Here is a 16,066-nt window from a genome sequence, read left to right as displayed (position 1 = left end):
AAGAATTTTAGATTAATGAAAAGCCTTAAACTTAAACTTAAGCTTTTTCTATTATGAGGAGACGGCGCTCCCTGTTCAAAAAAAGGAACATGGAGATCTTCTATTTTATAGTTTAGATTTTCTTTTTTGATAAGTTCCGTTTCTTCATTGATTTTTTCTTCCGTGGCCTTGTATAAAAACAATTTACCCTTAGGCCTTGCAAGAGAAAGCAGGGTATTTAGAATGTGCTTATCCAAGGTGCGGAAGGCCCTGCATGTTACAATATCGAATTTGGCCTGCGGAGCTTTTTCGGCTTCGCTTTCGATAATCTCGGTATTCTTTAATTGGAGAACAGCTTTGACGTTTTCTAAAAAGGTGCAGCGCTTTTGCATCCTTTCAATTAAATTGAAATTTACGCATTGAAGCCTCAATGTTTTAAAAAGAATTGCAAGCGGAATGCCTGGAAAGCCGGCTCCCGTTCCTGCATCGGCTATGTAAAATTCTTTTTGCAAAACCGGGGCTTGACCATCGTGCATAATTTCATCATAAAAAAAACGCCAAGCCGATAGGGAATCCAAAATATGGGAGACAATCAATTCCTTGTCATCCTTGACCTTTACCAAATTAAATGAGGCATTAAACATTTTAAGCTCCCTCATGTAAAGGATTAAAAGTTCATGTAATTCGTTAAGAGAGGCTTCGCCTAAGTTCGGCAGGTTTGAGTCTTTTAAGTTTAATTCTTTTAAGCCGTTTAATAAAAGTTTATCTTCCATATCTTAAAACCTCCGGCTCTACATCATCCTGTCGATTATGTTTAATTTTTTTTCCGAATATGGATGGTAGCGGAGCTTAATGTCGATGAGGTTGGATTTTTTTAAGATGCTTTTTGCATTGCTGAAAATCTTAAAACTTTCATCGCCGTGATATTTTCCCATGCCGCTAAAGCCGACTCCTCCGAAGGGAAGATGATCGCTTGCGAGGTGGACGATAGTATCGTTTATGCAGCCGCCTCCGAAGGAAACCTCATTGAGGAATTTTTTTTCGATATTTAAATCGGTTGTAAAAAGATAAGAGGCCAAGGGCTTTTCGCGGGACTTAATCAGTTTAATCGCTTCATCCATTGTCTTAAAACTTATCACGGGAAGGATGGGACCGAAAATTTCTTCCTGCATTATTTTGGAATCGAAGGTGATATTATCCAAAACCGTGGGCTCAATAAATTTTCTCTTTTTTTCTCCCGTGCCGCCGATTATTATTTTTTCTCCCTCAATCAAGCCCATAAGGCGGTCAAAATGTTTTTCGTTTACGATGTGGGGAAGGTGCATATCCAAATAGGTTTCCGTGGGAAAGAATTCTTTTAAGGCCGCTTTTAACTCTTCGATAAATTTTTCTTTTACCTCATCTTGAATTAAAAGATAATCGGGAGCTACGCAGGTTTGCCCGGCGTTAAGATATTTTCCGAAGGCTATGCGGCGGGCTGCAACCTTTAGGTTTGCCGATTTTTCGACCACGCAGGGAGACTTTCCGCCGAGCTCCAAGGTTATGGGTGTTACATATTTGGAGGCCGCTTCCATGACGAGCTTACCGACTGTTGTTCCGCCTGTAAAAAAGATGTAGTCAAAACGCTGCTCCAAGAGCTTTGAGTTTTCTTCCCGTCCTCCTGTAATTACCGATATGTACTCCGGCGGAAAATTTTCGGAAATAATTTTTTTTATTACATCAGAGGTTGCAGGCGAATAGTTTGAAGGTTTTACAACGGCACAGTTTCCTGCAGCAACGGCACCTACCAATGGTGCTAGGGTTAAGTTTAACGGATAGTTCCAAGGCGACATGATGAGGACGGTGCCGAAGGGCTCATACATTATCCTGCTTGAGCTTTTAAAATGCGCAATCGAAGTCGGAACCCGTTTAGGCTTCATCCATTTTTTTAAGTGTTTGATTGCAAATTTAAGTTCTCCCCGCACGATGGCAAATTCAGAAAAGAAGCCTTCCATCGTAGTTTTATGTAAATCGGAATAAAGGGCATTTAAAAGTTCTTTTTTATTTTTGTCCAAGACTTCTTGCAGCTTTAATAATTGGGAAAGTCTAAACTCATAGCTTTTTGTTTGATTTGTCTCAAAAAAGTTTCTGCAATTTTTTACGATTGTTTCTATTTCGTTATTCATGTATACGCTCTAACTCCTTTTGTTTAGAATTATACATAGAACTTAAATAAAATTCAAGGTTTCGTTTTTACACATTTACCGGGCAACGGAATGCTTGGTAATCCATTGTGTTAATGAAAGTTATATATTTACTTTTTCTGTATTTCAATGTAAGAGAAAATATCAAAATCTTCATCTGCGGATAGCCGGAATAGAAACTCCGCATTATTTTTTACATAATGTTTTATTTTTTCCAATTGTTCATCTTTTAGAGAAAAAGGAATCCCTTCTGAGAGTACTTTCGGTTCTGTTCTGCTTATGGTTATGGGGATACAAAACTTTGACGGCATTCTCTTATCGTCTGTGTTTGCTTGAAAACGAAAAAAAGGAAGCCCTTTCTTTTTCCAGACTCTGTTTTCATCGACAAAAATATTTACCGGTAAATTGGTAATTCGTTTAGATAGAAATGTTCCTTCTTTTATAATTGCATAGTTCTCTCTTAAATTATCTTTTATGTTGGAGTATAACGGAAACTGATACTGTCTTTCGTATACAAAGCGTGTATGCAGTGGAGAAAGAGAGAATTCTTTTATGAGTTTAAGCTTGATAGTTAAGCTGAGCCGATTTCCGAAATATATAATCGACTTATTATTTGCCGTATCGAAAACAAGCTCTCCTATCTGAATAGGTATGTCATCTTTATCATCAAAATGAAAGATAGTTTTTATTTCTTCCCAATAGTCTGTTGCCTGCTTGGTAGAAAAAATCCACTTCCAATACTGTTTTCCCTCATGCAGATTTTCTTTATATGTATGGATAATCTTTGCACTGCAGGAATTAAGGCAATAAAAGCCGATTGAGGGGGAGAACTCGGCGGTGTTTTTTAGAAACCAGGGGTTATTTTGCAAGAACCTCTCCTAATGATTTACGGAATTCATTTTCATTATCATAGTTATAGAAAGGAACTGCTGTTATTAAATAAGTATCCGTGCTTATTTTGATAGTTTTATTTTCCTTTCTAATTTCATATAAAAAATCTTCTTTCCATTTGTCGTACTGCAATAAATGGTTTCCTTTAGGTTCAATAAAAACTTGAAATGTCATCTGCCCTTTTCCTCGTTGTTTACAGAACAATAAAAAGTCAGGCTCAAATGCCCGTCCCTGTTTATCAAAAATTTTTACTGCTCTTTCATTTCTTATGAGATAGATATTTTCAAATTTTTTATTTAAATCTTCAAAACGTCGAGCAAACATCTCTACAAATTTTTTTTCTTCAGTTGTTCCATAATTTGCATTATAGGCATACCAAGGTTCATGGGCTACTAAGGCTTCTTGTCCGTCCGCACGTTCACTGTCTTTATAAACTCTTATTTCTTTATCTTTGAACACAGTACAAATTGGTTCGTGAACATAGTTAGAACCTTCATACTCTGTAGAATTATTTTTAATTTCTATTTCTATGTTTTGCAAAAGACCTGTAATGGCTTGTAAGTAATCAAAATGGTCTATCTCGTTAAGCCGTTTAGCTGTTCCGCTAAAAGTAATTTCCAATCCAGCAAGATAGTCTTTACTATCAATAAAAGCAGAAAGAGAGTTAATATTAGGAAAGCAACCTGATAGTCTATCAAAGTAAAAAAATGGATTTTGGCTTAATGCAAAACGGATAATGTGTTTGGGAATATCACTTAGTTTAACATCTTTACTCTTTAGAGATTTTATTTCAGTATTCGTATTTTCCTCAGAGTCTGCAAAGGCAGAAACTATTTTACCGTCTCCCGATGATAAAGTATATCGGTAGTTTTTTGTTTTTACTCCTAAATCCGCAAATGATTTTATATTTTTATAATCTTTTTCAGTTTTTTTATTAAAGAACACATAACCTGTTTGGTAAAAATCTGTTTTTTTGAAATCCAATTTTAAAGTTAATTGTTTGGTGATAAGATATTCATCATCTTCATAAATGCCTGATTCTATTAGAGCTTTTTTTAACTCAGAAATATAGCGGCTGTCTTCTTTGGTGTGATAATACAGCTCTTCCAAAATTTTAAAGTCATTTGAAATATCATCATCGAATTTGCGCTTATATTTATCTTGCCCCTTTTCTAATACAAATGGATAATATCTGGCACCGCGGCCGATTAGTTGAGCTTCCGATATAGTCGTTTTACCCGGTTTACCGGCTTTAGCATCTCGGCCTTCATATAGACGAACAATGTCGAATAAATTTAAAACATCCCAACCTTCTTTTAGTTTTTCAACGGCAAAAATAGCACGTATAGGATTATCATCGTCCTCCAAGCTATTAAGTAAAATTTGATTTTTTTCGGTTTCTTTATCATTATTTGCACTTAAACAATTTTCATACCTAAAATTAAGTTTAGTCCTCCGTATAATTTCAGTGGTAGAGATTCCTTGAGACTCAAAAAATTTAAATGCTTTTTGAATAATCGGTACAGTTGATGTTTTTTTTACTTTTTCCACCATTATAGGTGAAAGATTATCTATCAGTAGGTGGAATTTTTCTTTGTTTTGTTCCGATTCCTTGATTGTGTTTTTTGCTTTAAAAAATATTACAGGTTTTAAATTGATATTATTTGAGGCTGCCAGTTCCTGACGATATAAATTTAAAATTAAAGCTTGAATAATTCTTTCTTTTTCATCATATAAAGAACGAATAAGATTTATTTCTTTGGAGTACTTGTCTTTACGGAATTCTGCAAGATCATATTTAAAGATGACTTTATTGCGGTATTTTTCAACAATCTCTTTAGTTTCATAGTCTGCCGTAGCAGTAAACTCAAGAAGAATATTTTCAAAATTAGATTCGTGAATTTTTTTTACCGTATCTTCCCAACTGTCGAAAAGATAGCCTTGTTTTGTCCCAGCGTTATTATGATGAGCTTCATCACCTATTAATACAAGTTTTATTTCTTTAAAATCTCCATAACTTATTCCATTTTCTTTTGCGTTGTTTAAATCAGAGTGTAGCTGCTGTATGGTTGTAAATTTTATATTAATGTTTTGATTGTCTGTTTCATCAAAACTATTTACTTCTTTAATAAAAATTTCTTTTCCGTCTATAAAGATTTTATTTTTAAATAAATATTTTGAAGAATGACGATTGAGAAAATTATCTTTTGTTTTTAAGATAATATTAGTACTGTTGACAAAAAATAAAAAATTGCGATAGCCTTTTTGATAAACATACAATATTAATCCTGCCATTATCATAGTTTTACCGCTGCCCGTTGCCATGTTATAAAGAATGTGATACGGTTTTTTCGGCTTTTCGTCCAGATTGTTATTATCCAAATAAATATACCGCTTAAAGGCTTCTATTTGATACGGTCTTTGCTTTAATTTTAAATTGTCATCAATGCATTTCGGTATATCAATTTGTGCTAAGGTGTTCTTTGCAAAAGGATTATCAAAAATTTCATATAAAAATTCCATTTACTTACTCCTTAATTCGGTAAAATTTTTCGGTTACATTTTTTTCGTCTTTGGAGCATTTAAAGTCTGCATCGTTGAGCGAAGAAAGATTTACATAGAGTTGATTTTTATCTAATATTTCGCACAAATGCTGTTTTTGTTCTGCAAGGCTTAATTCTTTAAATTCTTTCAAATGTTCTTCTTGCTTTTTTATATCTACATTGTAGTTTAAAAAACTTTTTTCTTTCATATCTTCCCAAATATGTAAAAGTGTTTTTGTGTCTTTTGCTGCCTCTATTTTTTCAATAAAAGCTTGATTGTATTTTTTAAGTTCGAGATAGACGAAGTCTCCATTTTTATTTTGTTCAATAACTTTTTGTATGCGTTTAGAAGTAATATTTTCAATATAATCCATTTGTTCACATAAAATGAATTGTCTGTTCCCTCCATCTTTTTTATTAAGCTCCAAAACAGCGTGTCCTGTTGTGCCGCTTCCTGCACAAAAATCTAAAATAATAGCATTTTTATCACTTTCTACAACTGCATGTATACAATCATAAACACTCCACAATGATTTTGGATATGAAAATGGATTATTAGGTACAAGTGAATTTAATAATTGCTTTCCATATATATTAGCATCATATTTAGGATCAATCCATACTGTTTTATATTGACCAAAATTTTTTCCTAATTCGATATCCCACTGGCCATTTTTCTTTCTTGCTCTAAGTAAATTTTTTATTTCATCTACAGATTGTCTTGCATAACGCCATTTCCTTTCAATATTGCTATTATCTATTGGATAAATATAAATTTTGCCATCTTTGATAATTTCCCTTTTATCGGGATGAAAGTCATCTTTACATACTTCACCAAATTCAATTATTTTTGAAGTATTTGGATCAACAATAATTGGATAGAAACAATTTTTTGCGTCACATCTCAAGCTTTCACTTCCCCAATTTCTTAGATTATCAAAATCTCTTTCATTTTCTTCAATAATTCTATTTCCGATTAATTTCTTACCATCTGGAATAACAAAACAGGCATATTCATGTGTATATGAGAAATTTGTCCCTTGAACACCTCGTGGATTATGAACAATTGTAATGCAATGAATTTCATAAGTTTTGAAGATTTCTTTAAGCATTATACCCAAAAAAAGTTGTTCATTTTTATCAATAGTTACAATTAATACACCATCTTTGCTTAATAATTCTTTTGCAGCACTTAACCTGTTATGCATAAAAGTTAGCCATGTAGAATGCTTAAAGGCATTGTTGTATTTGAATGTATCTCCATTAGTCCCTGTATTATAAGGAGGATCAATATAAATTAATTTTACTTTTCCGGTAAATTCTTTTTCTAAAGTATGCAAAGCTAAAAGGTTATTTCCCTTTATAATCAAATTGTCGGTTATTGTTCCATTTTCATTTCTGTTAAATTTATCAAAAGGTCTTTCTCCGTTTTTGTCTATCCTCTTGGCATTGGTTAAGACCTTGGGTTCCAAGAGCTGAGTAATTTCATCTTGTGCTAAAACTTCATTAAAAAATATTTCTTCCCTTTTGTCTTCTTCTCGGCTTTGTCCGCCCTCCAATATGCAGTCCTTGTAGGGCCACACTAGGGCAACCTCATTCCTTTGATTTAAAAATTTTCCGTCTATAGTCAACCCAATTTTTTGTTTATATTTGGTATAGCTGTCATTAAGATAATTTTTTTGCTCTAAAAACTGTATAAATAAATTTTGATTAAAAATTAATGTATCTTTTACCTTTTTAAAAAATTTCTCTTTTAACTCTTTATTATCTATTAGCAATTCAATAAGTTCTTCATCAAAATTTTGTGCACTATGCAGTACCACCCACTTTTTTAACTTTCCATCATCTGAAACAAAATTCGGTTCTTTTTTTAATGTTTCTTCAAGTGTTTTGTACAATTTCATATCTTCTCTCCCCCAACAATATATTAAGTTTTATTTGAATATATATTTTATATCATAATATATGCTTTATTTCAATAGTCTCGTGTAATTAGTAAAAATTTTATCTCCATTCATCTTCATACCTTGCATCAGGATCAACCATTATGTGTTTCTCTTCTGTTCCTTCTTGTATTAGTTGTAATTTTATCTCTTCATTTTTTACGGTAAAGCGGGCTTGTTTGTCAAAACGTTTTTTTTCATCATCACTATCAAAATAGTATTCATCCTCATTATCTACTAATTCTTCCAGTCTGTACATAAGAAGTTTTACTTCACTTAAGTTATTGCACCCTGAAAATGCTTTAAAGCCGAGTCCTGTGATGCCGGAAGGGATGGTGATTTTTTTTATTGAGGAACATCCTGCAAAGGTATAATGACCTATTTCAGTTCTACAATTTTTATCGAAGGTAATATTTTGTAAACTTGTGCAGTTTTTAAATGCAGCAAACTTTATCTTCTGTATGTTTGAATGGATGTGTATAGAAGAAAGACTTTTACAATTTTCAAAGGTTTGCATTCCTATTTCTATAAGATGCTCAGGTAATGTAATGTAATGTAAGTAAGATCCGTGCAATTATAAAAAAGGTCATTACTCAAACTAAGTATACTTCTGGGTATGGTTATTTTTACCAATTTTCTACAATCGTAAAAAGCCCCGTTTTCAATTTCTATAATACTGTTCGGCAGATTGATTTCTTTTAAAGATGTACATTCTTCAAAAGCCCTCCATTCAATAGTATGTACGCCTTGTGGTATAAAAATATTCTCCAAGTTTGTGCAATGTTTAAAAATACATCGGCTTATGACTTTTAAATTTTTTGGAAGATGTATTGATTTTAGGCTGGAACAATTGCAGAACGCTTCTTGTCTTATTTCGGTAACTGTATCGGGAATGTAAATATATTTTAAGTTTCGGCAATTTGCAAAAGCTTCTTCGCTGATAGTTTTTAAACCTTCCGGTAAATATATTTTTTCAACATTAATTTTATTTTTTAAATATGCCCTTTCGATTTTATCTATATTTTTAGTAATTTTAATCTCGGTACGGTCTGCAAGAATATCGGCATTGGTATCTATTAAATCTTTTATTATTTTATCCATTATGTTCTTCCTCATACCTTACTCGCAATATTTCATATCCCAAAACCTTTTACCCTTATCATCTATTTTTAAAAATGGAACAAGAATAGACAAGAGTTCGTATCCGTCTTCCATTTTGAGAGTGAATATAGGTTTTGAATCTTCGGTACTTATTATCTGTATGGTTTTTGAGTCTTTGGAAGGTACATATAGTGCAACCGAAATGCCTGCTTTACGGACTGCTGCAGATAGTGATTGCATGTTTTCCCGGCCATTTATTGCATGATCTAAGAAAATATAAAATCCGGAATAAGTTATTTGCTCGGGATTTTCATCTTCGGTTAAAAATTGAAATGTAAGAGACTTATATTCGCTATTCCATTCTTCCGTCAATTCATCAAGATGTTTTTTCATTACGGCGGTTTGCTGTGCAGTACATAAAAAAAGTACTCCGCTGTTTTTTATAAGTCTTCGGCATCGGCTTTTTGTTTTGCCTGTTTTATACCTATCTTCTTCAGGCGGAATATATTCAGCGTAGTCTTTTTTACGGTGCTCGTGACTTTCGTTGTTTATATAGATAACGGGTGCACTTTCCATGAGTTCCGTATATGATTTTCGAGGAATACGCATTCCTGCACCGCGAAGATATTTATACTGACCGCTTTGTAAAAAAATTGCTTTAGGAACGGAGATTGAAACAATATTTTTTGCACTCCCTAAAAGCCAAAAAATCATTTCAAAGATAGTATTTAGTCCGTATTTTTCAAAAGCCTTTGATTCGGGATATAGGGTTATAATGCTGTGCTGTGTTTGAGATTTGTAAACCGTTATCTTGTTTCCGTCTTTATAGAGTAGAGTATCGGTTCCCATCAGGCTTGCAAAAAAATGTGCATTTTCAAAACTGATGTCATACTGCCAACAATATTCTTCATAAGACTTTTTATTTCCATAAGCGTCAAGATAAGAGAGAGTAATTATATTACAATTTTCAAATATTTTTCTTGTTTCGATGGAAATAGCTCCTTCTTCATAAGCTGCTTTTTTATAGGTAATAATCTTTTTTTCAAAAGATTCATCATCAATGAGAAAAATGGCCTGCCCGACAGTGTTGTCTGCTAAGGCATGAAAGGCATTGTTTTTTCCGTCATAGGCATTGTAAAGATTATCCTTCTTAGTCATTTTTTACTCATTAAAAGAATTCTACCAACTTATAATATAAGAACTTTTTTTGAGTTTTTAAAAATTGAAGAAGGAAAGTTGAAGAATTTATTTATCTGCAGTTTGCCTCACCTGATGATTATCGTTGAAGTGCACTAAAATATTTTTTTAATGTTTTCATAACTTTAGTATCGGCTATTTTTTTCATGCGTAAGTCATGATTTTATTCATGCTTCCAATGCCACAGGGGTTTTGAAAGTTCCGACGAAAAGGTTTGTACCCGGTTAAAATCGGGGAGCCAGTCATCGGAGGCGACAAGCTCTTGATAAAAGCCCTCATCTATTTTTAGCTTTAAAAGAAGCTCCTTTAAGTCCTCGTCTTCTTCCGGGCTTAACATTCTGTTTTCAAAGAGGGAATAACTTTTGATTCCGCTGATCCTTTTAACCGGAGTGTATTGGGTCATCACCGAGATGAGTGCCCTGCCCCGTAAGTTTTTTGCAAACCATCTTAAGACTGCCCTTGAGTCCGCCATTCGGGAGGGGAGGGCAAGGTGACGGACTATTACGCCCGAATATAGTTTTCCGAAAGGGTATTTTTTTTCATCTTCCGTTTCAATTTTTAAGGGGGAGATTTCTGCCATCTTTAAGATTGCCCTTGTTGCCGTTTCGGGATAATCGGGTGCATAAAAAATTTGAGAAGAAACTTGCGGGTTCAACGTTTTTAAGTCGGGGAGCCAGCCGTCAACGCAGTCCGAAAGGAGGCTTACAGCTTCTTCGGTTTCATAGGCGGAAGAATTCCAGACTACAGGAATTTTTAAGCCCCGCATTTTTGCTTCTTTTAAGCCGATGGCTATTGCAGGGATTGCGTGGCTTCCCGTAACGATGTTTATGTTTTCGGCGCCCTCTTTTTCAAGTAGAAAACACAAGGAGACAAATTCTTCAAGGCTTACGGCCCTTCCCATGCCTTCTTGGGATATCTGATAGTTTTGGCAAAAGGAACATCGGAGGTTGCAGCCCGTAACAAAGATTGTCCCTGAGCCTCCGGCTCCCGTGATAGGCGGCTCTTCCCCGAAGTGGAGGCCTGCCCATGCAAGGCGAAGCTCCCTTGTTTCGCGGCAAAAGCCCTTTTCGCCCCTGTTGCGGTTTACCTTGCAATTTTTAGGGCAGAGAGTGCATGAGTCATATTCTTTAAAATCAAAATCTTCAAACGAAAGCATTTTTTAAAATTAGTTTTAAGGGCGGCGCAAAGGTTTATATTTTTTTGCGTTCGACAATTACCGTCATTATCGAATTTAAAAGATCCATGTCTAAACTTTCAGCCTCGGAAGAAATAATTAAATTTATTTGCTCCCAATCTTCTTGCGGAAAGTCCATGTCCTTTTCAAAATTGCCTGCAATAAGAGAAAATATTTTATAGAACCATTCAACTGCTTCTTCTTTTTTTTGCCTTCCTTCAGAATATTCCGAAAGCCAATAGTCTGCAAAATCGTTTGCCAAGGCTTTAGCCTGCTTATCGTAAAGAGACACTGCCTTACAAAAGATTTCGGTAAGACGGCTGTCAAACTCGGCTCCGTCCTTATCTTGTTTTTCGGCAAGTCGGCTTGCTTCATATTTTTCGGCAAGCCTTATTCCATCCGAATAAAATTTTTCCATTGTATCCATAATCTTTTCCTTATAATCCAAGTCTGCGATGTTTTTCATAAGTATTGAAATACTTATGACTCACCTAGTGACGGCCTTTTTTACTGAAGCCTTCGACTCTGGCAGAGGCTTCGACGGTAAAGGGCGTTCTGTCGCCGCGTTTTAGGTAATGATAGCCTAGGCCTGCAATCATCGCTGCGTTATCCGTGCAAAATTTAAGAGAAGGGAAGATGCATTTTAATTCCTTGTGCTCTGCAAGTTTTTCCCTCAACAAAGAATTGGCTGCAACGCCTCCGCCTGCGACTATAGTTTTTAAGCCCGTATCTATCGAGGCATCCAAGAGCGGCCTGAGCAAAATCTTCACTGCCCTTGTTTGAAAGGCCGCCGCTATATTCTCAGGAGTTTTTTCAAAATCCTTATTCCAAAATTGGTCTATCTGGTTTATGACGGCGGTTTTTAAACCCGAATAGGAAACATCGTACTTGTGTCCTTCTTTGTGAATTATGGGCATGGGAAAGTTTGCCGCCTTGGGATTTCCGGTTTTGGCGAGCTTGTCGATTACGGCTCCTCCCGGGTAGCCCAAATTATAAAACTTGGCAACCTTGTCAAAGGCCTCTCCCGGCGCATCGTCAATTGTGGTGCCCAGAACTTCGATGTCGTCAAAATTATTTACCTTGCAGATAATCGAGTGTCCGCCCGAAACTAAAAGCCCCAGATAAGGATAGGGTATATCGTGTTCCAGATGGCTTGCATAAAGGTGACCCAGCATGTGGTTTACGGCGATAAAGGGCTTACCCGAAGACCACGCAAGGGTCTTTGCAAAGGTAAGTCCGACTAAAAGAGAGCCCATAAGGCCCGGCCTTCCCGTGGCGGCGATTCCGTCTATTTGGTCAAGGCTCAAATCGGCTTCGGCGAGGGCCTGTTTTACAATCGGCAAGATCCACTCGGTATGTTTTCGGCTTGCTATTTCGGGAACGACACCGTTATACATTTTGTGAAACGGAATCTGTGTAGCCACGATATTGCTTAAAATCTTATTTCCGTCTTCGACGACTGCCGCCGCAGTTTCATCGCAAGAACTTTCTATTCCTAATATTTTCATTGTATCATTTCTCCCATAATAAAGGGTTATCTAGTTTTTTGACTTTGAAATTGTAGAAAACTTATACCCTTCCCGAGTTAAATCGGAGTACATTTCTTTTAGAAGGATTGCAAGATCTACAGTAACCACATGGCCTATCATAATTGCTTCTCCTTTTTGTGAAGCAATCTCCAAGCCGTCTATAATCCGTTTTTTCATATAGGCCTTGTCCCGCTTATTGTCAAGAAAGACTGCCCTTTCCCAAATATTCATGTTCAGTTTTTTTGCAGTCCGCGGAACCACGCTTTTTGAACTGGTGCGGGAATCCAAAAAGTAGATGTTTTTTTCTTTGCACAATTCAAGGACTGCTTCCATAGCGGTTTCATCCGATGTGATAAGGGAGCCCTCGTGATTATTCATTCCGGCTATGGGGCCTATTTCTTCCACATTGGAAGCTACAATAGTTTTTATCTCTTCACGGCTCATCCCGGGCTTGACGGCTCCGGGGCCGGGATCGATGTTCGGGTTTAAGGCCTGCATGGGCTGATGAAGGATGAGCTCCTTTCCGGCCGCTCTTATTCTTCTTGCCGCTTCCTTTGAGTTGGGCAGCTTAGGCAAAACTGCGATGGTGCATGGGAAGGGCAAATTCAAAAAATGCTGTAACTGCTCCAAGTTGTGCCCCGCATCGTCAAACACAAAGATGAGTTTTCCCTTTGAAGGAAGCTCAGGTAAGTCCTGAATAGGATAGGCCGCGGCATCCTCTTCCTTCTCTTGAGGTTTGGGCTTTTCCGTGATTGGAGGATTTTCAGGCTTTTTAGGCCGATCTATCGGAGCCTGTTTTTCGTCTTTCCTAGGCTGATTTTTTGCTGCTTCTTTTTCTGCTGCTTTAGGCTGATTTTTTTCAGCTTCTTTTTCTGCTTCTTTCGGTTTATCCTTTACAGGAGGTTTTTCTGCTGCCTTAGGTTTATCCTTTACAGTAGCTTTTTCTGTTGCTTTAGGTTTATCCGGTGCGGACAGTTTTGCCGCTTCTTTAGGCTTATCGGAAATTTTAGCTCCTTGTTCTTTTACCTCTTCCTTGGCAATTTGAGTCTTCCCTGCTACATCCTTATTTTTTATAGAAGGAATTACAAACAAAAATACGGCAAGCATTATCACGCAGACAGCCAAAAAACCTGCCGCAACTGCGGTATAGTTAATTTTCGACTTTTTTCTTCTTTTTCTTCCTGATTTTTTTGCCGGTTTAGTTGTTTTTTCTGTCTTTGTACTCTTTTTTGCCATAGGTATAGAAGATAAGCATTAAGAAGTCTTTTGTCAATCGGGGAGAATTTCATCTGTCTGCTCCGCCTATTTTCAAAAAGGCTGATGCTCTATAGAGTGTTTATTTCTTCAATATTTAACCCTGTAGCTTTTGTGATAGCTTCTACGGCAAATCCCATTTCTTTTAAGTTTTTTGCCGTTTCAAGTTTTGTTTGATACGAGCCTTGTTCAATACCTCGTTCAATACCTTGTTCAATACCTCGTTCAATACCTCGTTCAATACCTTCAGCAAATGCGATTTCTCTTTCTTCGGCTCGCTGCACGGCTATATCGGTCTCATAATCATATTCGGCGAGTAGCATGTTTATTACCTCCTTAGTTTTGCGGTTTAAATAATCACGCAAAATATTGTTTTGTATACACTCCTCAATGGCTTTTTGAAAGCCGTTTTGAGAATCTGTTTTTTTCCATCTCCTTACTGTTTCTACAAATACGGTGTATTCCTGCATAGTTTTGCAGTTTTCCAGTACAGGATGCCTATTGTTCCGGTTTATGTTTATTACCTTAACGGTCAGCTCAAGATTAGTTTCTGTTGTCTTTTCTATGAAAGCATCCGAGAGCTTCAATGTTTTATCGGAAGGATAAGTTTCCTCGCCATTGTAAAATACATAGAATTCGGGTGTCGGAATATTAAGTAGTTTTCGGCTGTATTTTTCTTTTGATTCAAACAGAGTTTCATACAGACGGCTGATGTATTCAAGGCAGCGTAAAGGCATATTGGGATTAATCGTAGATTGGTGCTCCGCCAGAACTATAATTTTGTTATCTACAAGGTAGGACACATCATTATAGAATGTCATATATAAGACCTGATCAAGCCTGATGTTGTTCAGCTGTTCTGTACTTTTCAGTGCAGTATTATGCAAAGCATTATATAGCGATAAAAAATTTTCTTTTGCCTTTTCGTCTTCACTGAAAAGGTCAACAAATACCGAGTCTTTATATTTTCTGTTTGCCGTACTCATAACTATTTCCTCTACTTAAGTTTATTATAGCATAGATTATAGGATTTTAAAAGGGGCGGAAAGCTGAATGAGGGGAAGTGCGAACGGCGAATGCCCACGGCTTACGCATGAATTCCTTAGCTAAATAAAACATTAAACCTAAATGAATCATCAAAAGTACAAAGCATTTTCTTCCTTTTCAGAGTTTTACCGTTTTGATACATTTTCATTCGATTAAAGCAAATCCTCCTTAAAATTGCTATGTTTTCAGCAGTATTTTTTTCTCGAATTTGACATTCATCGTCTCTAAATATTACATCCAGCGACCAGTGTAAGGTGTTTTCTATTGTCCAATGTGTTCTTACAGCTGTTACAAACTCATTTATATCCTCTATACTGCTAATAAAGTAACGCTTTTCACTGTATTGTTTGCCTTTGCACCTTACAGTGCTTTTGACCATTCCAAAACTCTTTAAATTTGCCCATTTATTCTTATCTGCAAACCAGTTTATATTAGAAGAAAGAAAGTATTCTCTTTTTTCTTCTCTGCCATGCCCTATATCCAAGGTTTCAAATCTTAAAAGTGTGTTTTGAAAGTCTTTATCTTCTATAGAAAAATAATCTTTTACATCATTATACGCTGCCGGTTGATTTTCTTTTAGAGCCAATACATAATCACATTTTTTCTTTGTGATTTCTTTTGCTATTTCTTTTTGACAACCCATGGCATCTATAGTAATTATCGAGCTTTTTAGTTTTAAAAGGTTAAGGAGTTCAGGAATTGCTGTGATTTCATTCGATTTTTCAGCACATTTTATTTGTCCTAGTACAACTCCCGCTTCGTGAGCAAATGCACTTACTAAATGAATGCCCTTGCTTTGTTCACTTGCACTTCCACGTAATGTTTTTCCATCAATGTGAATGTATGAACCTGCTGGAATATTAAGGGATTGTTCAATCCACGAGATAAAAAGGCTTTGAAATTGTTTGGGATTAATCATCGCAAGGACTCTTCCTATGGTGTCGTGCGAAGGAACGCCATTTTCTAACAAGAGTCCTACCTCATTTTTTAGCCAATCCTTTTTTACTTCGGCAAATTCCCCTATTTCAAATACAGTTTGAACTCCGCTACAAACAGCACACAGTGCTATTACCAATATTTCACTGATTAGATGTTTTACTTTGCCAGACTGACGATTATCATTAAGTTCGTTAAAATATTCTTTTAATGTTTTCATACTTTAAATATCGGCTATTTTTTTTCGTGCGTAAGCCGTGGCGAATGCCGAATTGATCTTCGTCATTCG

The 16,066-nt window shown here is 35.8% G+C and carries 13 protein-coding genes and 1 pseudogene; all 14 read right to left on the bottom strand.

Going from position 1 to position 16,066, the window contains the following annotated elements:
* Positions 1 to 37: 37 nt before the first annotated feature.
* Positions 38 to 752, bottom strand: a pseudogene (gene rsmG / locus E4O00_RS09820) (16S rRNA (guanine(527)-N(7))-methyltransferase RsmG).
* An 18-nt stretch (positions 753 to 770) separates the two neighbouring features.
* Positions 771 to 2,144, bottom strand: a complete 1,374-nt coding sequence (locus E4O00_RS09815) for an aldehyde dehydrogenase (protein ID WP_253677193.1) — start codon at positions 2,142 to 2,144, stop codon at positions 771 to 773.
* A gap of 128 nt (positions 2,145 to 2,272) precedes the next feature.
* Complete coding sequence (locus E4O00_RS09810) at positions 2,273 to 3,031, bottom strand: hypothetical protein (RefSeq protein ID WP_253677192.1); 759 nt, start codon at positions 3,029 to 3,031, stop codon at positions 2,273 to 2,275.
* Positions 3,021 to 5,576 (bottom strand): DEAD/DEAH box helicase family protein, encoded by a 2,556-nt coding sequence (locus E4O00_RS09805; protein WP_253677191.1) that lies wholly within the window; start codon positions 5,574 to 5,576, stop codon positions 3,021 to 3,023. The genes E4O00_RS09810 and E4O00_RS09805 overlap by 11 nt, the downstream gene beginning before the upstream one ends.
* 4 nt (positions 5,577 to 5,580) lie before the next feature.
* Positions 5,581 to 7,500 (bottom strand): site-specific DNA-methyltransferase, encoded by a 1,920-nt coding sequence (locus E4O00_RS09800; protein ID WP_253677190.1) that lies wholly within the window; start codon positions 7,498 to 7,500, stop codon positions 5,581 to 5,583.
* A gap of 100 nt (positions 7,501 to 7,600) precedes the next feature.
* Positions 7,601 to 8,056, bottom strand: coding sequence for a leucine-rich repeat domain-containing protein (locus E4O00_RS09795; RefSeq protein WP_253677189.1), 456 nt, complete (start codon positions 8,054 to 8,056; stop codon positions 7,601 to 7,603).
* 8 nt (positions 8,057 to 8,064) lie between these two features.
* On the bottom strand, positions 8,065 to 8,640 hold the full coding sequence (locus E4O00_RS09790; protein ID WP_253677188.1) for a leucine-rich repeat domain-containing protein: 576 nt from the start codon (positions 8,638 to 8,640) through the stop codon (positions 8,065 to 8,067).
* Between the two features lie 18 nt (positions 8,641 to 8,658).
* Positions 8,659 to 9,798 (bottom strand): hypothetical protein, encoded by a 1,140-nt coding sequence (locus E4O00_RS09785; protein WP_253677187.1) that lies wholly within the window; start codon positions 9,796 to 9,798, stop codon positions 8,659 to 8,661.
* 202 nt (positions 9,799 to 10,000) lie between these two features.
* On the bottom strand, positions 10,001 to 10,993 hold the full coding sequence (locus E4O00_RS09780) for a radical SAM protein (protein ID WP_253677186.1): 993 nt from the start codon (positions 10,991 to 10,993) through the stop codon (positions 10,001 to 10,003).
* Between the two features lie 34 nt (positions 10,994 to 11,027).
* Entirely contained in the window at positions 11,028 to 11,477 is a 450-nt protein-coding gene (locus E4O00_RS09775; RefSeq protein ID WP_253677185.1) for a hypothetical protein, read from the bottom strand.
* A 25-nt stretch (positions 11,478 to 11,502) separates the two neighbouring features.
* The gene (tsaD, locus tag E4O00_RS09770; RefSeq protein WP_253677184.1) at positions 11,503 to 12,519 is read right to left on the bottom strand and encodes a tRNA (adenosine(37)-N6)-threonylcarbamoyltransferase complex transferase subunit TsaD; all 1,017 of its coding nucleotides are present in this window, start codon (positions 12,517 to 12,519) and stop codon (positions 11,503 to 11,505) included.
* Between the two features lie 30 nt (positions 12,520 to 12,549).
* Positions 12,550 to 13,776 carry a divergent polysaccharide deacetylase family protein gene (locus E4O00_RS09765; protein WP_253677183.1) on the bottom strand — a complete coding sequence of 409 codons (1,227 nt, stop codon included), beginning with the start codon at positions 13,774 to 13,776 and terminating at the stop codon, positions 12,550 to 12,552.
* Between the two features lie 89 nt (positions 13,777 to 13,865).
* Positions 13,866 to 14,780: an Rpn family recombination-promoting nuclease/putative transposase gene (locus tag E4O00_RS09760; RefSeq protein WP_253677182.1), complete on the bottom strand. Its 915-nt coding sequence runs from the start codon at positions 14,778 to 14,780 to the stop codon at positions 13,866 to 13,868.
* A 116-nt stretch (positions 14,781 to 14,896) separates the two neighbouring features.
* Positions 14,897 to 15,997: an ISAs1 family transposase gene (locus tag E4O00_RS09755; protein WP_253677181.1), complete on the bottom strand. Its 1,101-nt coding sequence runs from the start codon at positions 15,995 to 15,997 to the stop codon at positions 14,897 to 14,899.
* Between the last annotated feature and the right edge of the window lie 69 nt (positions 15,998 to 16,066).

This window comes from Treponema sp. OMZ 788, from assembly GCF_024181245.1.
Classification (GTDB): Bacteria; Spirochaetota; Spirochaetia; order Treponematales; family Treponemataceae; genus Treponema_B.
This window is presented reverse-complemented; position numbering and strand designations above follow the sequence as displayed.